24 protein-coding genes are annotated in these 23,170 nt (G+C 35.8%); 5 read left to right on the forward strand and 19 right to left on the reverse strand.

Features of this window, described 5'->3' with window-relative positions:
• Positions 1–31 precede the first annotated feature (31 nt).
• The gene (locus tag ACWPWS_RS05650; protein WP_454045816.1) at positions 32–1,207 is read left to right on the forward strand and encodes a M28 family peptidase; all 1,176 of its coding nucleotides are present in this window, start codon (positions 32–34) and stop codon (positions 1,205–1,207) included.
• 209 nt (positions 1,208–1,416) lie between these two features.
• Positions 1,417–2,586 (forward strand): M28 family peptidase, encoded by a 1,170-nt coding sequence (locus tag ACWPWS_RS05655; RefSeq protein ID WP_454045817.1) that lies wholly within the window; start codon positions 1,417–1,419, stop codon positions 2,584–2,586.
• A gap of 75 nt (positions 2,587–2,661) precedes the next feature.
• Here ACWPWS_RS05655 and ACWPWS_RS05660 read toward each other — a convergent pair whose 3' ends face one another.
• The 18 genes from ACWPWS_RS05660 to ACWPWS_RS05745 form a co-directional block, all read right to left on the reverse strand.
• Positions 2,662–4,785 carry a TonB-dependent receptor gene (locus tag ACWPWS_RS05660; protein ID WP_454045818.1) on the reverse strand — a complete coding sequence of 708 codons (2,124 nt, stop codon included), beginning with the start codon at positions 4,783–4,785 and terminating at the stop codon, positions 2,662–2,664.
• A gap of 217 nt (positions 4,786–5,002) precedes the next feature.
• Positions 5,003–5,590: a bifunctional phosphoribosyl-AMP cyclohydrolase/phosphoribosyl-ATP diphosphatase HisIE gene (gene hisIE / locus ACWPWS_RS05665; RefSeq protein ID WP_454045819.1), complete on the reverse strand. Its 588-nt coding sequence runs from the start codon at positions 5,588–5,590 to the stop codon at positions 5,003–5,005.
• Positions 5,587–6,339, reverse strand: coding sequence for an imidazole glycerol phosphate synthase subunit HisF (gene hisF, locus ACWPWS_RS05670; RefSeq protein WP_454045820.1), 753 nt, complete (start codon positions 6,337–6,339; stop codon positions 5,587–5,589). The genes hisIE and hisF overlap by 4 nt, the downstream gene beginning before the upstream one ends.
• On the reverse strand, positions 6,332–7,054 hold the full coding sequence (gene hisA, locus ACWPWS_RS05675) for a 1-(5-phosphoribosyl)-5-[(5-phosphoribosylamino)methylideneamino]imidazole-4-carboxamide isomerase (protein WP_105682426.1): 723 nt from the start codon (positions 7,052–7,054) through the stop codon (positions 6,332–6,334). The genes hisF and hisA overlap by 8 nt, the downstream gene beginning before the upstream one ends.
• A 2-nt stretch (positions 7,055–7,056) precedes the next feature.
• Entirely contained in the window at positions 7,057–7,635 is a 579-nt protein-coding gene (gene hisH, locus ACWPWS_RS05680) for an imidazole glycerol phosphate synthase subunit HisH (protein ID WP_309512084.1), read from the reverse strand.
• A 2-nt stretch (positions 7,636–7,637) separates the two neighbouring features.
• Positions 7,638–8,732 carry a bifunctional histidinol-phosphatase/imidazoleglycerol-phosphate dehydratase HisB gene (gene hisB, locus ACWPWS_RS05685; RefSeq protein ID WP_454045821.1) on the reverse strand — a complete coding sequence of 365 codons (1,095 nt, stop codon included), beginning with the start codon at positions 8,730–8,732 and terminating at the stop codon, positions 7,638–7,640.
• A 167-nt stretch (positions 8,733–8,899) separates the two neighbouring features.
• Positions 8,900–9,925, reverse strand: coding sequence for a histidinol-phosphate transaminase (gene hisC / locus ACWPWS_RS05690; protein ID WP_454045822.1), 1,026 nt, complete (start codon positions 9,923–9,925; stop codon positions 8,900–8,902).
• Between the two features lie 383 nt (positions 9,926–10,308).
• Complete coding sequence (hisD, locus tag ACWPWS_RS05695; protein WP_454045823.1) at positions 10,309–11,583, reverse strand: histidinol dehydrogenase; 1,275 nt, start codon at positions 11,581–11,583, stop codon at positions 10,309–10,311.
• A 325-nt stretch (positions 11,584–11,908) separates the two neighbouring features.
• Entirely contained in the window at positions 11,909–12,766 is an 858-nt protein-coding gene (hisG, locus tag ACWPWS_RS05700; protein ID WP_454045824.1) for an ATP phosphoribosyltransferase, read from the reverse strand.
• Between the two features lie 246 nt (positions 12,767–13,012).
• Positions 13,013–14,110, reverse strand: coding sequence for a glycosyltransferase family 4 protein (locus tag ACWPWS_RS05705; protein ID WP_454045825.1), 1,098 nt, complete (start codon positions 14,108–14,110; stop codon positions 13,013–13,015).
• Positions 14,107–14,883, reverse strand: a complete 777-nt coding sequence (locus ACWPWS_RS05710) for a polysaccharide deacetylase family protein (RefSeq protein WP_454045826.1) — start codon at positions 14,881–14,883, stop codon at positions 14,107–14,109. Before ACWPWS_RS05710 ends, ACWPWS_RS05705 begins: the two co-directional genes overlap by 4 nt.
• Before the next feature lies 1 nt (position 14,884).
• Positions 14,885–15,814 carry a glycosyltransferase family 2 protein gene (locus ACWPWS_RS05715; RefSeq protein ID WP_454045827.1) on the reverse strand — a complete coding sequence of 310 codons (930 nt, stop codon included), beginning with the start codon at positions 15,812–15,814 and terminating at the stop codon, positions 14,885–14,887.
• 5 nt (positions 15,815–15,819) lie between these two features.
• Positions 15,820–16,989 (reverse strand): glycosyltransferase family 87 protein, encoded by a 1,170-nt coding sequence (locus ACWPWS_RS05720; protein WP_454045828.1) that lies wholly within the window; start codon positions 16,987–16,989, stop codon positions 15,820–15,822.
• A gap of 29 nt (positions 16,990–17,018) precedes the next feature.
• Entirely contained in the window at positions 17,019–17,831 is an 813-nt protein-coding gene (locus ACWPWS_RS05725) for a 2,3,4,5-tetrahydropyridine-2,6-dicarboxylate N-succinyltransferase (RefSeq protein WP_209784536.1), read from the reverse strand.
• Positions 17,832–17,914: 83 nt separating this feature from the next.
• Positions 17,915–18,526 (reverse strand): methyltransferase family protein, encoded by a 612-nt coding sequence (locus ACWPWS_RS05730; protein WP_454045829.1) that lies wholly within the window; start codon positions 18,524–18,526, stop codon positions 17,915–17,917.
• A gap of 214 nt (positions 18,527–18,740) precedes the next feature.
• Positions 18,741–19,112 (reverse strand): DUF2255 family protein, encoded by a 372-nt coding sequence (locus ACWPWS_RS05735; RefSeq protein ID WP_454045830.1) that lies wholly within the window; start codon positions 19,110–19,112, stop codon positions 18,741–18,743.
• Positions 19,113–19,222: 110 nt separating this feature from the next.
• Positions 19,223–19,552, reverse strand: a complete 330-nt coding sequence (locus tag ACWPWS_RS05740) for a LytR/AlgR family response regulator transcription factor (protein ID WP_209784538.1) — start codon at positions 19,550–19,552, stop codon at positions 19,223–19,225.
• A gap of 10 nt (positions 19,553–19,562) precedes the next feature.
• Positions 19,563–20,135: a C40 family peptidase gene (locus ACWPWS_RS05745; protein WP_209784539.1), complete on the reverse strand. Its 573-nt coding sequence runs from the start codon at positions 20,133–20,135 to the stop codon at positions 19,563–19,565.
• Between the two features lie 153 nt (positions 20,136–20,288).
• Between ACWPWS_RS05745 and ACWPWS_RS05750 the strand changes: the two genes are divergently transcribed.
• Positions 20,289–20,927: a hypothetical protein gene (locus ACWPWS_RS05750; protein WP_454045831.1), complete on the forward strand. Its 639-nt coding sequence runs from the start codon at positions 20,289–20,291 to the stop codon at positions 20,925–20,927.
• A 40-nt stretch (positions 20,928–20,967) separates the two neighbouring features.
• Here the strand turns inward: ACWPWS_RS05750 and ACWPWS_RS05755 are convergent, their stop codons facing one another.
• Complete coding sequence (locus tag ACWPWS_RS05755; RefSeq protein WP_105682437.1) at positions 20,968–21,336, reverse strand: hypothetical protein; 369 nt, start codon at positions 21,334–21,336, stop codon at positions 20,968–20,970.
• Between the two features lie 383 nt (positions 21,337–21,719).
• On the opposite strand from ACWPWS_RS05755, the gene ACWPWS_RS05760 reads away from it, so the two are divergent.
• Positions 21,720–22,403 (forward strand): hypothetical protein, encoded by a 684-nt coding sequence (locus tag ACWPWS_RS05760; RefSeq protein WP_454045832.1) that lies wholly within the window; start codon positions 21,720–21,722, stop codon positions 22,401–22,403.
• Positions 22,404–22,612: 209 nt separating this feature from the next.
• Entirely contained in the window at positions 22,613–23,077 is a 465-nt protein-coding gene (locus tag ACWPWS_RS05765) for a hypothetical protein (RefSeq protein WP_454045833.1), read from the forward strand.
• The last annotated feature ends 93 nt before the right edge of the window (positions 23,078–23,170 follow it).

The following is a 23,170-nucleotide window of genomic DNA, read 5'->3' on the forward strand; positions in this document are numbered from 1 at the left end:
TTCAAAGGATATCCGATATTACTACTATAAAATGAAGAAAATCGCTACTTTTTTATTTACCTCTGTTATCATTCAAAATATTGGAGCCCAAAGTTTTATTCAAGCTTATCAGGACAGGGCGAATATGGTGAACCAGACCAATATTACAACCTACCTTCAGGAATTTGCCAATTTAGGAGTAAAAACTACAGGCTCACCTGCTAATGCCAATGCGCTGACCTGGCTTAAAAATAAATACATTTCCTATGGATATACAGCCACTCAAATTGTAGAAGATCCTTTTACAGCAGGCAGTTATAATTCTAAAAATCTGGTAATTACCAAAACCGGGACAGTATATCCTAATAAATATGTAATCATCTGTGGGCACTTCGATAGTATTACCGGCCTGGGAATCAATGATAACGGGAGCGGAACATCTATTATCCTTGAAGCAGCGAGGATTCTGAAAGATGTCCCTACAGAATATTCTATAAAATTCATCCATTTTTCCGGGGAAGAACAAGGGCTTTTGGGAAGCAAACATTATGTAAACAATGTAGCTTATCAGAGTGGAACCCGTGTTCTGGATATTAAACTGGTCTTTAATCTGGATCAGGTAGGTGGTGTAATGGGAAACAATAATAATACGGTTTACTGTGATGAAGATCAAGGTGGACTTTCTTCAAATAATGCGGCTTCCGCTGCTGTAACCCAGGAACTGAGAAACTGTACAGCACTTTACTCTCCTCTTTTAACCGCTGTAGATCCGGCTGCAGATACAGATTATATTCCTTTTGAACAGAAAGGTGAAGTGATCACAGGTTTCTTTGAAAGAATCAGAAGTACCTATCCGCATACCGTTAATGATACTTTTGCCAATACAGATCCTGTATATATTTACAAGATAGGAAAAGCATCTGTTGGAGCGCTGCAGCATTTTGCGGTTGCTACCGGTACATTGGGAACGCATGAAACTGATGTAAAAAACACTTTGGAAACGGTAAAAATCTATCCTAACCCAGCAAAAGACATCCTCAATATTGAGCTTCCTGATTCCGGAATTAAAAATTTCACTTTTGAAATTACGGATTTTCAGGGGCGTTCTCTATTCAAGAGAACCAATGAAACAAAAATCAATGTTTCCGGGCTTGAAAACGGAGCTTATATTGGAATTTTAAAAGTTGGAGACCAAAAGGTCGTAAGAAAAGTTATGATTGAAAAATAATTTGCATTGTCATAAAACCTTATTGATATAAAAACCTTTGAAGCAGTTCAAAGGTTTTATTTTTCATAGCATTAAAAGAATTATAACATTTACAAAGCCCTGTAGTATATTGATATGATATTCATAATAAATTTACATTTGTTTTGAAATATTAAACACATTATTGTGATTTATTTACTACATTCGTGTTACCAAAATAATATTTTAATATGAAAAAAATCACAACACTTTTATGTGCTGCCTTTATGATGCAGTCCATTGGAGCTCAAACTTTTATTCAGGCTTACAAAGACAGAGCGGATATGGTTACTCAAACCAATATCACAACAAATCTTCAAGAGTTTAGTAATCTGGGAGTAAAAACTACTGGTTCAGTAGCCAATACCAATACACTGAACTGGATTAAGAACAAATATCTTTCTTACGGCTATACGGCCAGTCAGATAGAAGAAAGCCCTTTTACTTTCGGAAGTACCAGTTCCAAAAATTTAATCATTACCAAAACAGGAACCCTTTATCCTAACAAATTTGTCATTATTTGCGGGCATTTCGACACCATCTATGGTCCGGGTGTGAATGATAATGGCAGCGGAACTTCCATTATTCTTGAAGCAGCGAGAATACTGAGAAATGTTCCCACTGAATACTCTATAAAATTCATCCATTTTTCCGGGGAAGAACAGGGATTAAAAGGAAGCAGCCATTATGTAAATAATGTAGTGTACCAAGGAGGTGTCCGTAAATTGGATATCAAACTGGTCTTCAATCTGGATCAGGTGGGTGGTGTGAAAGGAAATAACAACACAACCGTATATTGTGATGAAGATCAGGGAGGAGTTTCCAGCAATAATGCAGCGTCCGCAGCGGTTACCCAGCAGTTGAGAAATTGTACAGCACTCTACTCTCCTCTTCTGACTGCCGTAGATCCTGCTGCAGATACGGATTATATCCCTTTTGAACAGAAAGGTGAAGTGATTACCGGTTTTTTTGAAAGGATAAGAAGCAGCTATCCTCACAGCTCTAAGGATACTTTCACCAATATGGATCCTGTATATGTATACAAGATTGGAAAAGCAACTGTGGGAGCATTACAGCATTTTGCAACCGCTTCTACTACCATGAGCAAGCCTGCTTCTAAAAACGCAATGGAAGCCGTAAAAATATACCCTAACCCAGCCAATAATATTCTCAATATTGATTTACCAGAGTCTAAAGAGCTGAATTTCAGTTTTGAAATCAGCAATACTATGGGAAGATCCATGCTGAAAGTGAATAATGAAAGGAAAATTAATGTTTCAGGGCTTCAGAACGGAGTGTATATTGGAGTTTTGAAAGTGGGTGAAGAGACACTTGTGAAGAATATTATGATTGAAAGATAAAAGATAATTTCATTTAAAAACACAGCCCTTCTCTATTACGAGAAGGGCTGATTTTTTTTATAAAAAGAATTTAGATCAATAATTAAAATTAAGAGAAACCGTATAATACCTTCCGTTTCCACGTACATATTCTGCATCACGTGCGGTATACATTGAGGTAGGTGTGAAATAAGAGGTATTGAATACATTCTCTATTCCAAGTCCTACGGTTAAAAGTTTATTAATTTTATAGCTTCCCTGAGCATTGAAAATGTTAAAGCTTTGTACAGGACCTTCTCCTTCATCATACTTTCCTGAAGCTGCAGGCTCAAACTTATCTCTTTTAAATGAGTACATATGATAGACTCCCAACTGTAATTTTTGAGCTTTATCATTCCATTTGATGTAAGAATTCAATCTTGCCGGGGCAATTCTTAAACCACTCAAGTATTTTTCGTAGCTGTTGTCGTTTTTCACATCTACTTTCCCTTCCTGATAAGTATAATTGGTTCCGATAGTTAATCCTTGAGTTGGATAGAAATTCACTGCCAGTTCAACTCCGTTGATGTACTGAGGAGCCCTAAGCGGCGTCCAGAACCCATTAACAGAAACCAAATCAGCTCCCAACTTAGAATAATTATAGAAATAACTGGCTGAAAAATCTACATACTGTCCGATTTTACTGTTAAAACCAATTTCATAGTTGTCAATAACAACAGGATCTGTATTAATTTCACTTAAGACATTACTTTTTGCATCTCTAAGTACACGGCCTAAATCATAAATATTAAACCCTCTGGAATAAGAGGTAAAAGGCTGAAAGAAATCAAATGTGACATAGCTTACTCCCACATTGTAAGACAGGTTTGAATAATTTAATCTTCCTCCCTCTACATTGAACGGAACATCTTTATTGGATGGTAAAGTTGTATAATCCGGCACTTTCACCGACATTTTATCCCATCGTACTCCTGCTTTTACTGTCAGATCATCCGTAAGGAATAATTTTCCCTGTACAAAAGGTGCTGCAGCCAGCATATTCATTTCAGGAACCCACATCCTTCCATCTACCAAAGGCTGGCTTGTTTTTTCATTTAAAAGATCCAAACCATAAGTTAATGAACCTTTTAATCCTTTATCCTTGCCAAATTCCGTATTGAAATCAGCTCTGAACCCGTATTTTTTTTCTAAAATAGCTGACTGTCCTCCTGTTTTCCATCTTGGAGCATTTCTGTAGTCATAAATGGTATAGAAGTCCTGAAAATACAATGTCGTATTAAGGCTTGTGTTACGGAAAATATTCTTGTTAATATATTTCAGGTATCCGTTGTGATTATATCTTGTTCCTTCTTTTACACCTTCTCTATCACCCAATTTTCCGGTAGAGGGCTGCTCTCCATATTTTCCCTGATCCAAAATATATTTGGAATCCTGCAAGCTCGAATAGTAATTATACATCACTTCAAACCTGTTGTTTTCATTAAGGTCATATCCTATTTTAGCAAAAATATTATTGACAGCAGTTTCTCCCAATCCGTATCTTGGATTTTGAACTAATCCTTCACCATCTATTTTTACTCCATTTTGAGTCAAAGTTCCATTTACAAGATAATCGAACTTTCCTACTTTTCCAAAGAAGCTTTGAGAAACTCTGTATCCTGCACCACCATCTGATTTGAACATTTTATTATTAAACAAATCATGACTGGTAAATCCTAATACAGTTTTCCCCGAAAAAGGCTTACCAGAAGTACTTTTCTGTGTAATATAATTAATGATTCCGCCTTCTGCACCGTTCCCATAGATGGAAGTTGCTCCTTTTACAACTTCAATTCGTTCTAATACGGAAGGATCAATACTTCTGATTTCTCTGTCGTTGTTACGCAACGGGCTTGATTGGGGAATTCCATCGATCATGATCAGCACATTCCTTCCTCTTAATGTCTGCCCTCTGTTGCTCACAAGATTATTTCCAAATGCTAATCCAGGTACTTTGTAAGCCAAAATATTACTGAGATCAGCAGAAATCATTGATTGCTCTGCAATTTCTTTTTTATTGATGATATTGACAGTAGAAGCTGTTTTCTTTACAATTTCCGGAGATCTTGATGCGGTAACAATCACTTCATCAAGTCTGTTTTGGTCTAATGAATCTTTTTTCTGGGCAGCAAATTGAGAAAATGTCATAAGGCTCCCTATCAAAAAAATAGATTTATTCATACTTTAGTGTTATTTAGAATAATTAAAAACAAAAGTACGATTTTTGACAATTTTCTAATTATAGGTATTTTAACTGCTATGGATTTGATATGGTTTTAAATGCTTCAATTAGTCATTTTTAAATAAAATAATCAACAAACATGGTTTTTATTATTTATTTTATTCACGCTAAATGATAATCGTCATATCTGAAAACCTCTGAATTATTTCAAAGGTTTTATTTATTCCTGTTTTTAAGAATTTCTTCAATCTCTTCCAGCGTAAATCCTTTTGCTTTTAATAAAATCAAAAAGTGGTACAGCAGGTCTGCAGCTTCATTTTTAAAAAGTTCTTCGTTATTGTCTTTTGCTTCTATCACCAGTTCTACAGCTTCCTCTCCTACTTTTTGGGCCATTTTATTAATTCCTCTTTGGTAGAGCGAATACGTATAAGAATCCTCTGTTTTGTTATCTATTCTCTGAGCTATTTTCTCTTCCAGTTCATATAAAAATCCCTTGGCGTTCTTTTCTCCGAAACAGCTGAAACTTCCTGTGTGGCAGACCACATTTTTAGGAATAACATTAATTAATAGCGTATCCTGATCACAGTCTATATTAATGCTTTTTACCGTTAAAAAATTACCAGATTCTTCACCTTTTGTCCAGAGTCTGTTTTTGGAACGACTGAAAAAAGTAACGATTCCCTCCTTTTCTGTTTTTTCAAAAGCTTCTTCATTCATATAGCCTAACATCAACACCTGCAGTGTTCTGTTATCCTGAATCACCACGGGAACAAGTCCATTATCTTTATTAAAATCTATTTTCATCGTACTTCTATTTTTTGAGTTTTTAATTGTTTTTTTAGATCCTGAATTCCTATTTCATTAAAATGGAAAATACTGGCTGCCAATCCTCCTGTAGCTTTTGTTTCATTAAATACTTTAACAAAGTCATCTACCTTACCAGCACCTCCGGAAGCAATGACCGGAATACTTATATTTTCTGAAACCAGCTTTGTAATACGGAGATCAAAACCGTTTTTTGTGCCATCACCATCCATGGAAGTCAGCAGAATTTCTCCTGCGCCCAGAGACTCTGCTTGCTTTGCCCATTCTACGGTAAGAAGTTCAGTTGCTTCTCTTCCACCTTTAATATGGACAAGATCCAGATCTCCAAGTTGTCTTGTGTCAATAGCTACCACAATGCACTGACTTCCAAATTCTTTGGCCAAATCGGAAATAAGAGTAGGATTTTTCACTGCTGAAGAATTGATACTGATTTTATCTGCCCCTGCTTCCAAAAGCTTTCTCACATCTTCTACCGAAGAAATTCCGCCTCCCACCGTAAAGGGAATACTGAGTTCTTTTGCAATATCTTTTACCAGTTCTATAAACGTCTTTCTGTTCTCAATAGTGGCGGTAATATCCAGAAAAACAAGTTCATCAGCTCCTTCTTTCTCATATTTTTTAGCAAGCTCTACAGGATCTCCTGCATTTTTAAGATCTTCAAAGTTGATTCCTTTTACCGTAGCCCCATCTTTAATATCCAAACATGGAATAATTCTTTTCTTAAGCATTTTCAATAAAATTTTGAAGTTGTTGTAAGCTTATTTTTCCCTCATAAATTGCCTTTCCGATGATTGTTCCTGAACACCCTATATCTTTCATTTTATAGACATCAGCAATCCCTGAAATCCCTCCGCTTGCTACCAGCTGAACCGATGTTTTATATAAAATTTCAATATACAGCCCTGTTGATGGACCTTCCAGCATTCCGTCTTTCGAAATATCCGTACAAATCGTATTTTGTATTCCTTTTTCCTGATACTGAAGGATAAAGTCTATGATGTCATTATCACTTTCCTCAAGCCAGCCGGAGGTTTTAATTTTCCGGTTTTCACAATCTGCTCCCAAAATAATTTTCTCAGGGCCATATTTCCTGATCATTTCAAAACAGAACTCAGGATTCTGAACCGCTATACTTCCTAAAGTAATCTGCTTCGCCCCGGAATTAAAAGCTGTTTCAATATCTTCCTGAGTTTTTAATCCACCACCAAAGTCAATGTGTAAGGAAGTAGATGCCGCAATGTTTTCAAGAACTTTTTGATTGACAATATGCTTTGATTTCGCCCCATCAAGATCTACCAAATGAAGAAACTGAATACCAAAGCTTTCAAATTCTTTAGCCACTTCCACAGGATCTTCATTGTATATTTTCTTTGTATTGTAATCTCCTTTTGACAAACGGACACATTTCCCGTCGATAATATCAATAGCCGGAATTATTTTCATCATTATAAATTTATAAAGTTTTTAACGATCTGACTTCCCACGATTCCTGATTTTTCAGGGTGAAACTGCACTGCATAAAAATTATCTTTCTGTAAGGAAGCACTGAAAGGCAGTATATAATCACAAACAGACGTTGTAAAGTCTGAAAGCTCACAATAATAGCTGTGAACGAAATAAACGTCACTACTCTTTTCAATTCCGGCAAACAGTGGTGAAGTCTGTCCTGAAACCGTATTCCAGCCCATATGCGGAACAATATCTCTGGATGGAAATTTTCTGACCTTAATATCAAAAATTCCCATTCCTTCAGTATCGCCCTCTTCATTTCCTTTGCACATCAGCTGCATCCCCAGGCATATTCCCAAAACAGGCTGTTTTAGAGCTGGAATCAATAGATCGAGTTCTTTTTCTTTCAGCAGTTTCATGGTGGATGAAGCTTCTCCTACACCCGGAAAGATGACTTTATCTGCTTTTAAGATCTGTTCAGGATCATCCGTAATCACAGAATCAACATTCAGCCTGTTGAGGGCATTCTGAACAGAGTTTACATTTCCTCCGTTGTATTTTATTATGGCAATCATATTTATAAACTTCCTTTTGTGGAAGGCAGGCTGAAGTTAGTATCTGTTTGTTTTACCGCCATTTTAACGGCTTTTGCAAATGCTTTAAAGATGGATTCAATTTTGTGGTGTTCATTATCTCCTTCTGCTTTGATATTCAGATTGGATTTTGAGGCATCCGTAAAGGACTTAAAAAAGTGATAAAACATTTCGGTAGGCATATCCCCTATCTTTTCTCTTTTAAACGGAGCATCCCACACTAACCACGGTCTGCCGCCAAAGTCAATAGCCACCTGAGAAAGACAATCATCCATTGGAAGCAGGAAACCATATCTTTCAATCCCTTTTTTCTTTCCTAAAGCTTTTAAAATGGCTTCACCAAGCACAATTCCGGTATCTTCAATGGTGTGGTGTTCATCTACAGCAAGATCTCCGTTTACTTTAATCGTAAGATCCATATTTCCGTGTCTTGCAATCTGATCCAGCATGTGATCAAAAAAATGAAGTCCGGTTGAAATATCTGACCGCCCGTTTCCGTCAAGATTCACTTCAATTTCTATAGCTGTTTCATTGGTTTTGCGGGAGACTTTAGCTTTCCTCATTCCGGATTTTAAAAACTGATAAATCTCTGACCAGCTTGTTGCAGAAAGCTCAGCTTCGCTATTTAAGTTTTGATTAAGATAAATAGCTTTAGACTTAAGGTTTTTAGCGAGTTGAACGTCGGTATTTCGATCACCAATTACATAGGAATTTTCCAGATCATAATTGCCATAGATGTATTTCCCCAGCATTCCGATTCCTGGTTTTCTGGTGGGAAGATTCTCGGATTCAAAACTTTTATCAATTAAAATTTCGCTAAAAACGATCCCTTCATTTTCAAAAGCCTGTAGCATTTTTGTGTGGGGTTTTATGAAATCTTCTTCAGGAAAACTTTCAGTCCCCAAACCATCCTGATTCGTTACCATAACCAGTTCATAATCCAGTTCATTGACAATCTTTGACAGGTTTTGGAAGACTCCGGGATAAAACTCAAGTTTTTCAAGAGAATCAACCTGAAAATCAGTTGGCGGTTCAATAATAAGGGTTCCGTCGCGGTCTATAAAGAGTACTTTTTTCATATGTTTTTATCAAATTGTTTTAACCATTAAGCTTTTTTTAAGTGATTAAGAAGTAGTAAGAACATAGCTGAAGCTATTAATTTAGCTTTGCATTTTATTCATCCTGATGAATCTAAACTTTTCTTATTATCTTCGTTTCTCTTAATGGTTTATATTTTAACAAGCTATTATATTCCTTTTAAAAGGTTAATTAATTTTTCATTTTCTTCACGGTTTCCTACATTGATTCTGATGCATCCGGGAATGGCAGGATCTCTTCTGCTGGTTAAAATTTCTTCCTCGAGCATTCTTGTATACACTGAATCAACATTTTCCATTTTAATCAGAAAGAAATTGGCATCTGTTGAAAATACTTTTGAAATACAGTCAATTCCCACAAACTGCTCCTGCATCCATGTCCTTTCTTCCAGAATTCGGCTTACATTTTCCTGAAGCCTCTTTTCATCATTCAATGTCTTTATGATCAATTCCTGGCTTAAAACATTCACATTATAAGGTGCTTTTACCGTGTTGATAAAGCCGATAATCTCTGATGATGCATATGCCACACCTACTCTTGCCCCGGCAAATCCCCAAGCTTTGGAAAAAGTTTGCAGTACAATTAAGTTAGAATATTGATCCAATAGCTCCAAACTTGATTTTTTACCCGAAAATTCAATATAAGCTTCGTCAACAACAACAATTCCATTGAAGTTCTGAAGATAAAACTCAATATCGTCAATACTGTTTCCTGTAGGGTTGTTAGGTGAGCATAAAAAGAAAACTTTCAGGGACGGATCTGCTGCAATTTTTAAAAAATCATTTTTAAAAATTTCAAAATTGTCATCCAAATCCAGTTTCAAAACCTTATTTTCATTGATTGCCGCATAGAAACCATACATGGCAAATGACGGATTCATCATCAGAATGGCATCTTTTTTAGGCTCACAGAAGATTTTAATGATAAGGTCTATCAGCTCATCACTTCCGTTTCCTATGGCAATCTGTGAGGGAGAAAGCTTTTTAAGTTCTGCGAGCTTGTTTTTAAGCGTTTTATGGGTAGAATCAGGGTAACGGTTGCATTCCCCGAAAGGACTTTCATTGGCATCCAGCATTACCGGAGCATTAAATTCATTGTGATCCCTGAAACTTACATAAGGCTGTAGTTCTAATATATTTTTTCTTACTAAAGTATTGATACTGTTATTTTTCATTGTATTGATTTTCTTAAAAAATGATTCAATATAAAAATCGTTTTTAAACCATTAAGATGAATTGAGTTATTAAGAATAATGAAGAAAATATCTTCAGATCTTCATTAAGCAGTAAGCTGAATTCAAATGTATTGGAATCTTAACTTTACTTAAAAGCTTCATTTTCTTAATGGTTCAATTTTTTTGATAAACGCGAGGGCGCAAAGTTTTTTAATTGTGTAACACTTTTTTATGGCGCAAGAAAATCGAAGATTTTCAGCAAGGGTATTGGCTTTGTTTTGCGTTTTTATATACATTAATCAATTTTATCGGAGATAAAATCTTTGCGTCCCAAAAATTTATTTTTCAATATTATTTTGCGTCTTTGCGTTTTCCAACGTTTATTATTTTAATCTGATGGATACTGCATTTTTGTGAGCAAACAGACCTTCTGCTTCTGCCATGAGCTCTATTGTTTTTCCTAAATTCTGAAGACCTTCCTTTGAAAGATGCTGAAATGTTATTTTTTTTACAAAACTGTCCAGCGATACTCCACTGTAATTCTTTGCATAAGCATTGGTAGGAAGCGTGTGATTGGTTCCGCTGGCATAATCTCCTGCGCTCTCACAGGAATAGTTTCCGAGGAAAACCGAACCTGCATTCTGAATCTCAGGAATATATTTTTCAAAATCCTTGATCGCCAGAATAAGGTGTTCCGGAGCATAAAGGTTACTAAATTCCAGGGCTTCATCCAGGGAGTTCACTAAAATAAAAGAGCTGTTCTCCAAAGCCTGACCTGCAAACTCATTTCTGGGTAAGTCTCTGAGCTGCTGCCCAACAGCCTCTATAGTTTCGTCAAACACTTTAAGATCTGTGGTAATAAAAACAACCTGACTGTCACTGCCGTGTTCTGCCTGTGAAAGAAGGTCTGCAGCACAAAATTCCGGAACAGCCTGCTCATCTGCTATGACAAGAACTTCACTTGGTCCGGCAGGCATATCAATAGCAACTCCATAACGCTGAGCATATTCTTTGGCTGCTACTACAAACTGATTTCCAGGGCCGAAAATTTTATTGACTGCAGGAATGCTTTCCGTTCCAAAAGTCATTGCGGCAACGGCCTGTGCTCCCCCAGTTTTAAAGATTTCCGAAACTCCGCAAAGTTTAGCAGCATACAGAATCGCAGGATTGATATTTCCATTCTTATCGGGTGGCGTACAAAGAACTATTTCTTTACAACCAGCTAAATTGGCAGGAACAGCAAGCATCAATACTGTGGAAAATAAAGGAGCCGTTCCTCCGGGAATATAGATCCCAACCCTTTCTACAGCCCGGTTTTCACGCCAGCAAACCACTCCTTTTGTTGTCTCGATTTTTTGAATCTCCTGTTTTTGAGAAGCATGAAATGTGGCAATATTTTCTTTTGCCTGCTGGATTGCCTGTTTCAATTCATCATCAATCTGCTTTTCTGCCTCTTGAATTTCTACATCAGATACTTTAATACTCACCGTTTCGGCCTTATCAAATTTCCTGTTGAATTCTATTAAAGCTTTATCTCCGTTTTTTTCAACTTCCATGAATATTTCTGTAATCAGACCTGAAATCTCTTTCTGCTCAAGAACCGGGCGTTTTACTAAATCTGTCCAGGTATTTTTTGTGGGATATCTGTATATTTTCATTGTATTATTTTGAAAGTTTTTTTGAACCATTAAGATTCTTTTAAGTTGTTAAGTTTCATTAAGATCATAGCTGAAGCTATATTATTCAGCTATCTTAATTGCTATTTTTTTTGATAAACGCAAAGACGCAAAGTTTTTTTATCTTTTACTTTTTTAAGGCGCAAGAAAATCTTAGATTTTCAGCAAGTGTTTGAATTATATTTTTTTATTTAAAGCAGCATTCAATTTTATCGGAGATAAAATCCTTTCGCCTTAAAACAGTATTAATTTCATTTTCATTGCGCCTTTGCGTTAACCAATATTAACCATCTTAATAGTCAATTTTTTAAATAACCATTTTATCAATCGGGATGATTAAAATATCCTGAGCTCCATTGTCTTTCAGTTCATCAATCACTTCCCAGAAACGCACTTCATCAATAACAGAATGAATACTGCTCCAGCCTTCTTCTGCAAGAGGAATAACTGTAGGGCTTTTCAACACGGGAAGAACTTCAGATACTTTTTGAATTTTTTCGTTGGGAACATTCATCAGAATGTATTTTGAATTTTTTGCTTTTAAAACTGCCTTGATTCTGAACACAAATTTCTCAAGAATAGCTTCTTTTTCAGATGATAATTGAGGCGTTTGAGCTAAAACAGCCTCTGATTTCAGCAAAGTGACAGTCTCGCGCAATCCGTTTTTGAATAAGGTACTTCCGGAACTGACAATATCACATATCCCATCTGCAAGACCTATATTAGGAGCTATTTCAACAGATCCTGAAATCACGTGAATATCTGATACAATTCCTTCTTTTTCTAAAAAATTTTTGAGGGTGTTAGGGTAAGAGGTTGCAATTTTTTTACCCTGGAAAAAAGAGAGTTCATCCGTTTCAACTTCTTTGGGAACAGCCAGTGACACACGGCATTTTGAAAACCCAAGCTTCTGGATTGTTTTGATATTTTTACTTTTTTCAATCAGAAGATTTTCTCCAACAATGGCAATATCCACCACTCCGTCTTCCAGGTATTGTGGAATATCTGAGTTCCGAAGATACATGATTTCCATCGGAAAGTTATCTACTGAAACTTTGAGCTGGTCTTTGCCGTTATTGACATAGATTCCACAGTCTTTGAGAAGCTGAAGAGATTCTTCGTACAGCCGGCCGCTTTTTTGGATTGCAATTTTTAATTTACTCATTTTGCCTTTTTTGAGGTCTGAGCAAATAAAACTGATCTAATGAAATTTCTGAGGAGAATCCTGGAAACAAAAAAACCGCCTATTTACTCAGACGGTTTTAATTATTTTTGATTTTAGCACATACTTATATCAATCAATTCCGCCTAACAGAGATGATGATGATAATGATGTAATGCTAAAAATGTTGGTTTCATTGTTTGAATTATGATGCAAATGTAGGATTTATTTTTAAAATGCAAACTTTTTTCAGATTAATTTTTGATAAAAATTCATCAGCTGCTTTGCAATAGGTTCGTCATTAAACTTCTGAACAAACTCGAAACCCTTTTCCTCACGTCGTTTTCTCTCGGATTCATTTTCCCAGAGAAATTTGATTTTGGCCCGGATGTCAAGATCATTACCCGGATTGATGTAAACGGAGTCTTTTCCTCCCGCTTCCGGCAGGCAGCTTGTATTGCTGGTAACTACAACTGTTTTGGAGAAAAGTGCTTCTATGACAGGGATTCCAAAGCCTTCAAAGAAGCTTGGATAGACAAAAATATCTGCCAATTTATAAAGACAAGCCAGCTCATCCATGGAAACGCCTTCAAGGAATAGCACCTGCTTTTCCATTTTGTTCTTTTTCAGAAATCTTTCTATTTTCTGGAAATATTTGGTCTTCCTCCCTACCACAACCAATGGAATTTCTGTACCATTGACTGCTTTTACAATGTTCAAAAGATTTTTTCGGTCTTCGATAGTTCCTACGTTGAGTATAAACCTTTCCGGAAGCCTGAACTTCTCTTTTACCTCCTGCATCAGTTCCGGAGACTGATGTTCTTTAAAAGCCTGATGACATCCCTGATAAATGACTTCAATCTTAGTCTCAGGAACTTTTAAATATTGGATAATATCTCTTTTGGTCTGTTCTGAAATAGCAATGATTTTATCTGCCATATCAGCTGCTTTTTTAAATTTCCAGAAGTGAATTCTCCTGTCAAAAAAAGAATAATACTGCGGATATCTTACAAAGATCAAATCATGAATGGTAACGACCTTTTTAATAGGTTTTGAGTCCCATTTTAAGGGAAGTTCACCGGATAATCCATGGAAAATATCAGCGTTTTGCTTCTGGGCATCTTTACCCATTTTAAGCTGACGGGAAAAGTTTCCTTTTGAAGTTTCAATAAAATGAACATTCGGGTGCTCCAGGATATCCTTTCCACGCTCCGATTTGTTTTTGTTCAGTAACAGATATTCGTTTTCCGGTTGATACTCGGAAAGGATTCTTACAAGATCTCTCGAGTAATTCCCAAGACCGGATGTATTGTGGAAAAACCGTTTTGCATCAAAGGCAATCTTCATCGTTGTATCTGTTTTTGAAATTCCTGGAATGTACCGAATGTATGTCCTTTTTCTTTCAGCCAGCTTACAAACGCATCAAACCTTTCCACCATATCTTTTCCGGAGTTCTTTACCGTAAATCCAGGCAGTTTAAATGCTTCGTCTTTGATCTCTGCAAATTCCCACGGATGGAAATAGATGTTCAGATATTTATCTTTTTTCAAGCAGTCCGAAGCCAGTTTTTTGTAGAAAAATAAGGGGAAATTGTGAAAGCTCAACCAAAACAAAGGAACCCTGAAATTAGGAGAAACCGAAGCCGGAACCTGGGTTACATTTCCTTCTTTAAAATAAGTTCTGGATACTTTTAAATTATTATATCTTCCCGGCAAAAATGTGGGATTAATAGATGAATTGTATGAATATCCTGCTTTTTCCACTTCTTTGTTGTCTACAGGCATCATTCTTGGCATTCTCAACCCTGTTACCTTTGTGGAAAATAGTTCTTCCAGCTTTTCCCTTGATTCCTTCAGGTGTTTGTTTTCAAATTCTGAATGAAACCATGTGTGAGAAGCCAGTTCATGGCCTTCGTTTAATAACCTTTCAATAAGAGGTTTGCTGTTTTCTGCAAAAACTACTGTAGAAAAGAAAGTAGCTTTGGCATTATGTTTTTTAAGGATATCAAGAATTCTCTCTAATCCTGTTTGTGAAATTGAAATCTGCTTTTCAAAGGGAATTTCACCCTTATATTCTAATGGCATATCAAATTCTTCAATATCAAAACTCAATAAAACCATTTTAAAAATTTTTGTTTTTAATAATATAATTAGGTCTGTCTTTCACCTGTTTAAATATTTTTCCTAAATAAATTCCCATGATTCCGAGGATGATTAACTGAAGCCCTCCGAAGAAAACAATGGTCATAATTAATGATGCCCAACCAGAGATCTCCGTCTTTGCAATGAAAGAATGAATCACATAGGTACCGTATCCGATTACTGAAAGTGCTGAAAATAAAAACCCAAGATATGCGGCTAAATAAAGAGGTTTTACACTGAAAGCTGTGATTCCCGTGAAGGCAAAAGTGAACATTTTCTTAAGATTGTAGCTGCTTTTTCCTGAGAGTCTTTCTGCTGCGGTAAAATCAATCCCCGTTTGTTTGAAGCCCATCCAACTCGTTAACCCTCTAAGGAACAGATCGTCTTCATTAAAATTTCTCATGACTTCAACAGCGCCTGCATCCAACAGTCTGAAATCTGAGCCACCACCTTTCGTTAAATTAACATCTGACAGGCTTGATAAAAGTTTGTAAAATAAGTCTGATGTTTTTCTTTTAAAAAAAGAAATCTCTTTGGGATACGTTCTAAAGGTAAAAACGACATCATTACCTTCTTCCCATTTCTTAATCATCTCCGGGATAAGCTCCGGCGGATGCTGAAGGTCTCCGTCCATAGAAATGACTGCATTTCCGTGGGCATTATCCATTCCTGCTTTTACTGCGGGCTGATGTCCAAAATTACGGGAAAACTCAATGAATTTCACTTCATCATACTGACGGGAAAGTTCTTCTAATTTTTGTTGCGTATTGTCTCTGCTGCCATCATTCACAAATATGATTTCAAAGTCATAGTTACTCAAACCATCAAAAACTTCTTTAATTTTCTGATGGATCATGGCAACGTTACCTTCTTCGTTATAGGCGGGAATTACAATTGAAATTTTCTTCATATTTATTAATTCAAGCTATAATTTTTCTCAAAATCTTTAGTCAGGAGTTCATAAGTAACTCTCAACCAGATCACAATACAAGGTACTGCTTTTAATGAATATTTGATGATATAATTTTCTTTTACAAATTTCGGGAATAGATCCGAAGTTGAAAAACAAGTGAAAATAATGACAAAAACAAGCAATCCAATAATAAGCGGTGTTCTTTCTTTTTGAAGGAAAAACCATATCAGCACTCCTACTACTGCAATAATGTATGTTGGAGATTCTGAACTGGAGCTGAACAGGACCAGAAACAGTAATGTTGAAGCCAGAATCATCAGTTGGAAAGCATAGTGCTTGTATTGCTTAATTCTGATATAAGGCAACGCAAAAAGCGGTAATCCGCCTGCTAAAAATACAAGATTGGAAATGGAGGCATCCCCCAAAACTCTTCTTACAAAGCCCATTAATGAGATATCCTGCATATTTCCCAGCACCTGGTTTTCATTATTTTTTTCTACGATAGACTGAAACCAGTCTGAGTAACACTGAATCACAAACTGCGGACTTGAATACGCCATTGGAAGTACGAAAAATAAAATGGCAATGCCTACTCCTGAAAGAATAAATTTAGTCTTATTTTTAATAAAGAAAAACTGCGTTAATCCTACTATTCCATAGATTTTGACGAATATTCCAATTAAAATGGCAGTTACCGATTTTACTTCTTTTCTTTCGTAAATGTATACTGCAGATAACAGCAAAAGTCCTGTCAGTGCTACATTGAACTGCAAACTTAAAGCTGCTGTAATATATTCCTGAAGGCAAAGCAATCCGAAAATAGCTTTCTTACTGTCTGAAAACGGCAGTTTATAAATTCCGTAGATAAAGATAAAGGTGTTGGCAATATTCCAAAGTGAAATTCCCAGCCAATCCGGCATCATGGCAAAAGGAGCAATCAATGCACTGAAAAATACACCATAATGATTCAGATCAAAATAGAGATCCGGATAATGGATAATCAGATTTTTCTGATGAATGGTATTAAAGAATACGTTTTTAAAAATCAGATAATTATTGATCGCATAATCTCCTCTCAGATATTTGGAAATAGCTGTAACAACGGATATAATAAGATAAACCCCAAATATATATTTAGGGTTTAATAATATTTTAAGAAATTTTTCTTTCAAGATTGTGGTATTAGCTTAAAGTATTAATCTTAAACAGCTACATTATTATCTCTCAATGCATCATTCAGAGACGTTTTCTTATCTGTAGATTCTTTTCTCTGACCAATGATCAGTGCACATGGAACCTGATATTCTCCAGCCGGATACTGTTTTGTATAGCTTCCAGGAATGACTACTGAACGGGCAGGAACTCTTCCTTTAATTTCGATAGGAGTATCTCCTGTAACATCGATAATTTTTGTAGAAGCTGTCAATACTACGTTTGCACCTAATACGGCTTCTTTTTCTACATGAACTCCTTCTACAACGATACATCTTGAACCGATAAAGCAATCATCTTCAATGATTACCGGAGCTGCTTGTAATGGCTCCAATACTCCACCGATACCTACACCACCACTGAGGTGAACATTTTTACCGATCTGTGCACAGCTTCCTACTGTAGCCCAAGTATCTACCATTGTTCCGGAATCTACATAAGCTCCAATATTTACATAAGATGGCATTAAAATAACTCCCGGAGCAATATAAGCTCCTTCTCTCGCTACTGCATGTGGTACAACTCTCACCCCTTTTTCAGCATAACCTCTCTTCAAAGGCATTTTATCATGAAATTCAAACGGGCCTACTTCAATCGTTTCCATTTTTTGGATCGGGAAATACATTACGACAGCTTTTTTCACCCATTCATTTACCTGCCATCCGTTTTCAGTAGGTTCAGCAGTACGAAGTTCACCTTTATCAACTAAAGAAATAACCTCTCTGATCGCCTTCTGGCTGTCTTCATTTTGTAATAGTTCTCTATTATCCCAAATATTTTCAATAGTTTGTTGTAACGACATGTTTCTTATTTAAATTAGTTTGAAAAATTATACCAGCCAAAGATACAAAAAAGTTCAGCAAAATGGTTTTTAAGATGATGCTTTTAATGAAGGCCAAACATCCTTGCAACCCTCTTTTTATATGCAACATATATTGGTCCATGCTGTTTTAACAGATAGTCTTCTTCAATCCGGATTTGAATCTGCATCAAAATACTTCCAATCAAAAGAAAAGAAAAAGTAATTACCGTTGGAAAAACAAGAAAAAATCCTACCAGATTGATGGTCATCCCCAGAAATATGGGATTTCTTGAGAACCTGAATAATCCATGAGTAATAAGTTCTGTTTTTGTTGTGCTATCAACCCCGATCCGCCATGAATTTTTCATTTGCAGCTGAGCTATTATAACCCAAATCAGTGCGGAAATCATGATCACCACTCCAGTATATTGCAATAGAATATATTCCAGCATGGTAATTTTAAAAGCATTAAAAATCTTTTCTGGTAAAAAGAGTAAAAGCATTGTATAAATAAAAAGGACACACAAAGTCATCTTAAAATAGAATCCTACAAGTCCGTAGACAGAATCGTCTTTGGGAAGGACATTTGGGCTTTTACCGATCTGTTTTGCCACTTTATAACTGATTCCGACAAAGGAAATGGTAAAGAATACGATGAAATATAAAGGAATAAAGAATCTGATGAAATCTGCCATATGATAATAGTTTTGGGCAAATTTCCTGAGTTTAATGATGCAATACTATTGCAATGACAGAGACTTTATTGGGATTCCAGAAATTCCTTTCCTCCGGAGGGGTGGCAAAAATTCAAAGAATTTTTGACGGGGTGGTTAATTATAAGTTTTGGATAAAGCCGGTTGAAGTTTTTATTTTTCGATAAACGGGCTAAAGCCCGTTCCTATTGAATTTTTAATCCCAAATAATAAACTCCATTGTTCTGGCAATATGCTTGTCCTGAACAATTCCCTGTGAATATGGACTATTATGATCACTGTTATATTTTGTCAGATACGCCTGATTAATTTCTTCAGTAAGGTCACTGATATCTTCCGGAACGAGAGCTTTTATCGCATATGTTGTTTCGCCACATAGGATTTCACCTGCTGAGTTTTCTAAAAAGGTATTATACCAACTTCTTCTGGCGAGTCCCCAGGATCTTGCAAATATTCTGTTCTGTACCACAACCATCCATATTTCCAGGAATTCAGGTCTTTGATTTCCAGCTTTTATTCCGATAATCGTATTGTTTTGAATGTAATCTAATGCAGTGTCTTTGTTCATTGTTTTAATTTTTCAGTAAAACTAAAACATGAAAAGAGGAATGAAAATTTATTTATACATGAGATCAAAAATCTGATGTCGTTGGATCATTTTCTGATGCAGACGAGTTTTTAAAGCATCATTTTACCGAGAGCGGTTTGCAGACATTCTTTATAGCTTTTGGCTACTGTAATTTTTAAGTCGCCACAAATTAAGTGATTGTCTTCGAAAGATTCAATATTCATCAGATTGATAATATATGAATTATGAACCCGCATAAATTCGTCCGGCAGGCTTTCAATAAGATCTTTAAGTGTTTTGTAGTAAATATATCTCTTGTTGTCGATAGTGTGAACTTCCACATAATTTCCTAGCCCTTTGATCATACTGATATCTTTTAAGAAAATCTTAATCAGCTTCTTATCTGTTTTAATGAAGGCAAATGTAGGGTTCTCTATCATTTTACTATTTTTACAGAACCCTTTGGGCATGAAGGTAGGCCTTATTCCAGTATTTTTCGTTCAGGGAAGAAATGATTACACCTTTTGAAGTAGAAGCATGAATAAATTTCACTTCTCCGTCAGGACCAATATCATGAACTATTCCTACGTGGGATACTCTGCTTCCCCCTGCTGTTGCGAAAAATAAAAGATCTCCGGGCTTCACATCTTTGATATCAATATTCTTTCCTGCATCAGCCTGATCAGAAGATCGTCTGGGAAGACTGAAGTCATTTTCTTCGAATACTTTTACTGTAAATCCGGAACAGTCAAAACCTGAAGAAGTATTTCCTCCGAATTTATAGGGTGTCCCGATGTATTTTTCTGCATCTTTCAGAATATCATTGATTGATCTGGAGACATTCCCATTAAATTTTGAATCCAGCTTTCTGAGATTTTCAGCTTTCGCTACGTTCTTTGTATTTGATTTCTTACTGGCAGAAGCACTTTTCGAAGATCCGCAGGAAACTACAAAAGCAGATGCCATCAGTAAAACAGACAGCTGCTTTATCCTTATTCTTTGTTCAAATAATCCCAATCCCATATTCATCTGATTTATACTTAATTAACTAATTCATGACAAATATACATTTTATATTTTAATTATAATAGAACTATACTACAACTATATGATAAATATATGTTAAAATTTTGTTTTCCATTATTTATTGGTATATTTGATTTCTATTTTGAAGATATGGCGACATATGAAAGTGTAATTAAGATTACAGGAGCAGTGGGCGATCTGGTATTTTATACTCTGAACGGCAAAAATGTGGTTCGGAAGAAAAGCGGGTTCAATAAAGCTGCGTTTAAAAAAAATCCGTCATATGAGAAAGTAAGACAGAACAGTTCCGAATTCGGGCACTGTTCAAAAATCGGGAAGATCATCCGGAAGAGCCTTGAGGTGTATATTAAAGAATCGGGTGATCCCCTGCTCTACCAGAAGTTTGCAAAGGTGATGACGGCCATCAAGGATTTGGATATTATTTCCGAAAGAGGAAAAAGAACGGTTGAAAACGGTTTAAAGACTGAAGAAGGAAGGAAGCTATTGAGAGCATTTCAGCTGGGTACAATCCATACTGTTTCAGATTGTATCAGAAGTCAAAACCATGTTTTATATAAGAATAAAGGTTGTACCACAGATGAAGGAGTCATCTTAACCTTAAAATTAGATTCTGAAAGTTACAGCATAGAAACTCATGAAGAAATAATAAGCTGGAGCCAGCAGCAGGAAAAGTCTTTTAAAAAATATTTCTCCGAAGATGATTTTCTACTTTATTTTGTAGCATTGAAGAATGAGAAAGACGAGATTACCCATATGGGATTTGTTTAAATAAAAAAGTCTGCAGTAGATTCTGCAGACTTTCTTGTTTTTATTTCTTTTCTCCTTTCCAGCTTCCTGATATCGCAGGGGTTGGAAGTGAGTTGGACCAGTTTCCGTTTCCTTTTTTCTCTGTCGTTAACGTTCCTTTGAAATCTCCTTGTGATGGAAGTCCTACTCTGGCGTTCAGATCTCCTGTCTCACTTAAATTTCCGGTAATGCTGTAATTTTCATTATTCACATCGGAATGCATTGTTCCTACTACTTTACCACTCTCGTCTACCACAAAGTTCCAAACTCCCTTATCGCTTCCTTCATAAGAACCAGACCATGTTCCTACATAATCATAAATAGTATCATCATCAGAGCTGCAACCGATAAATAAAAACGCCGTTAATAAAAGTAAAAAAAGTTTCTTCATAGTTTCAGTAGTTTTATAACCTAAAATCCTGTTATTCTCATGTACTTTCCTCTTAAAAATCCAGTCACAGAGAATATTGCTTAATATGTATTATTTTTTGTTCCGTGCAAATCTACTAATTTTTTCATTCAAATTATCTGAATTTTAATTAGCACCCAATATGTTTATTAAAAAACAACATATTTCGGCTAAAATACAAATATTTTTCAAACAAATACAAGCTGTGTAAATTTTGAGTTATTTTAAAATTATACGTAAAACTTGGTATTATTAAATTCAATATTCGTTTACAATTACTTTATATCAGATTTCAGAGGTTTTTTCTCACTATTTTAAAGTTATTTCCTATATTAGTGAAAAATTTAACCTTTTCAAATAATAACATGAAAACAAAAACATTCTTTTTGGCAGCACTTGCTATTGGTGGGAGTTTAACAGCACAGGTTGGGATTAACACAGCTACTCCTTCTCATACATTGGATGTCAATGGTCTGGTAAGAGTAAGAGGACTTTCAAATGCTGAAAAAAAAATTGTTGCAGCGGATGCACAAGGAGTTTTAACGCTTATTTCTCCTGAAGAAATTTTTGCGCCAAAAGCATTATTAAACACTTCAATGTCAGCTACTGAGCAAAGGCTGACTATTTATGAAGGAAAATGTTTCCAGCCTGTTGACAATGCTTCTTCCTGCACAGTTTCAATCAATCATTACACCTCTTGCGCCGGGTTCAGCAATCCTGTAGATACTCAAATTATTGTAGGACAAGGAATTAATACCAGCAACGGACAGTTTTTAGGTACATGGACAGCCCGATATGTTGATAATAAGGGATTTGCAGGCTCGGCTCCCGTTGCTAACCAGACTGCTCCTGATTATCCCAGAATTTCTTATCCAAGTACTAATACAGTCAACTATTTAGGAAGCGGAAACTTTGCCGGTCAATGTAATACCGATTTGGTGACCACCATTAACCAAACGACCGGAGATATAAAAATAGAGTCTGTAAAGCGAAGCATGTACGCACACCTTGTGTACCTTATTAATATTGCCCGCTCCAGATCTTTATAATAGTCAATATTTGATTTCAAAAGAGGCAGCCACAATTGAATTGTGGCTGTTTTTTATTTAAGAATTAAAGATTTCCATTTAACTTAAGAGTATTAACTTCTATATTCAATCAAAGACTTTAATAATTCTTATGTTAAGCTGTAAATAACCAATCCAGTTTTTTTTGAATGAAAATGAAATACATCACTTAAAAACCGTACTATTATACTATGAAACAGATACTGACTGAAGAAATTTTTTCCTCACCACAATGGTTAAAAATAATCTGTTATTTTTCCGGTCCTCTCTTAGTTTTGACTGGATTCGGTCTTCTCATGCAGAAAGATCTTCCACAAGAGATTATTTTTTTGGTGCCATTACTTTTGCTGATTGCTGTGAGTATGCTGATGTATACCCGGCTAAAATTAATCATTTCAAATACGGAAATCCGCTTTACAGGTGGTTTGAAACAGCATCAGTTTCTCTGGACTGACATTACAGGAATAGATATGAAAATCGTTGGAAAATATTCAACCCCAGTCTGTACTGTATACTATGGCAAAAAATCACTGGAGCTCAATAGAGGTTTTTATTTAAAAGGAAATTTCAATAGAATCTTATCTTTATTGGAAATGAAGGCCGCACCGGAACTTTTCTCTAGGCAATATCAAACGATCCGCCGTCACCTCATTTAGTTAAAATGACCCAACAGAAACGCCCCCTATTCGGAGGCTAAAACTATAGGATGAATGAAAAACTTTTCCCAAATGTATGAAATATTCATCCTG

Source organism: Chryseobacterium sp. Marseille-Q8038 (assembly GCF_965111995.1).

Coding starts and splice junctions, on each gene's coding strand:
- ACWPWS_RS05705 (WP_454045825.1), bottom strand. CDS start 14,110: ATGAAGATTGCCTTTGATGCAAAACGGTTTTTCCACAATACATCCGGT.
- hisH (WP_309512084.1), bottom strand. CDS start 7,635: ATGATTGCCATAATAAAATACAACGGAGGAAATGTAAACTCTGTTCAG.
- ACWPWS_RS05765 (WP_454045833.1), top strand. CDS start 22,613: ATGAAACAGATACTGACTGAAGAAATTTTTTCCTCACCACAATGGTTA.
- hisD (WP_454045823.1), bottom strand. CDS start 11,583: ATGAAAATATACAGATATCCCACAAAAAATACCTGGACAGATTTAGTA.
- ACWPWS_RS05735 (WP_454045830.1), bottom strand. CDS start 19,112: ATGAACAAAGACACTGCATTAGATTACATTCAAAACAATACGATTATC.
- hisA (WP_105682426.1), bottom strand. CDS start 7,054: ATGAAAATAATTCCGGCTATTGATATTATCGACGGGAAATGTGTCCGT.
- ACWPWS_RS05725 (WP_209784536.1), bottom strand. CDS start 17,831: ATGTCGTTACAACAAACTATTGAAAATATTTGGGATAATAGAGAACTA.
- ACWPWS_RS05715 (WP_454045827.1), bottom strand. CDS start 15,814: ATGAAGAAAATTTCAATTGTAATTCCCGCCTATAACGAAGAAGGTAAC.
- ACWPWS_RS05750 (WP_454045831.1), top strand. CDS start 20,289: ATGGCGACATATGAAAGTGTAATTAAGATTACAGGAGCAGTGGGCGAT.
- ACWPWS_RS05740 (WP_209784538.1), bottom strand. CDS start 19,552: ATGATAGAGAACCCTACATTTGCCTTCATTAAAACAGATAAGAAGCTG.
- ACWPWS_RS05655 (WP_454045817.1), top strand. CDS start 1,417: ATGAAAAAAATCACAACACTTTTATGTGCTGCCTTTATGATGCAGTCC.
- ACWPWS_RS05710 (WP_454045826.1), bottom strand. CDS start 14,883: ATGGTTTTATTGAGTTTTGATATTGAAGAATTTGATATGCCATTAGAA.
- ACWPWS_RS05760 (WP_454045832.1), top strand. CDS start 21,720: ATGAAAACAAAAACATTCTTTTTGGCAGCACTTGCTATTGGTGGGAGT.
- hisC (WP_454045822.1), bottom strand. CDS start 9,925: ATGAAAAATAACAGTATCAATACTTTAGTAAGAAAAAATATATTAGAA.
- hisIE (WP_454045819.1), bottom strand. CDS start 5,590: ATGAAAATAGATTTTAATAAAGATAATGGACTTGTTCCCGTGGTGATT.
- ACWPWS_RS05755 (WP_105682437.1), bottom strand. CDS start 21,336: ATGAAGAAACTTTTTTTACTTTTATTAACGGCGTTTTTATTTATCGGT.
- ACWPWS_RS05745 (WP_209784539.1), bottom strand. CDS start 20,135: ATGGGATTGGGATTATTTGAACAAAGAATAAGGATAAAGCAGCTGTCT.
- hisF (WP_454045820.1), bottom strand. CDS start 6,339: ATGCTTAAGAAAAGAATTATTCCATGTTTGGATATTAAAGATGGGGCT.
- hisG (WP_454045824.1), bottom strand. CDS start 12,766: ATGAGTAAATTAAAAATTGCAATCCAAAAAAGCGGCCGGCTGTACGAA.
- ACWPWS_RS05730 (WP_454045829.1), bottom strand. CDS start 18,526: ATGGCAGATTTCATCAGATTCTTTATTCCTTTATATTTCATCGTATTC.
- ACWPWS_RS05650 (WP_454045816.1), top strand. CDS start 32: ATGAAGAAAATCGCTACTTTTTTATTTACCTCTGTTATCATTCAAAAT.
- ACWPWS_RS05660 (WP_454045818.1), bottom strand. CDS start 4,785: ATGAATAAATCTATTTTTTTGATAGGGAGCCTTATGACATTTTCTCAA.
- hisB (WP_454045821.1), bottom strand. CDS start 8,732: ATGAAAAAAGTACTCTTTATAGACCGCGACGGAACCCTTATTATTGAA.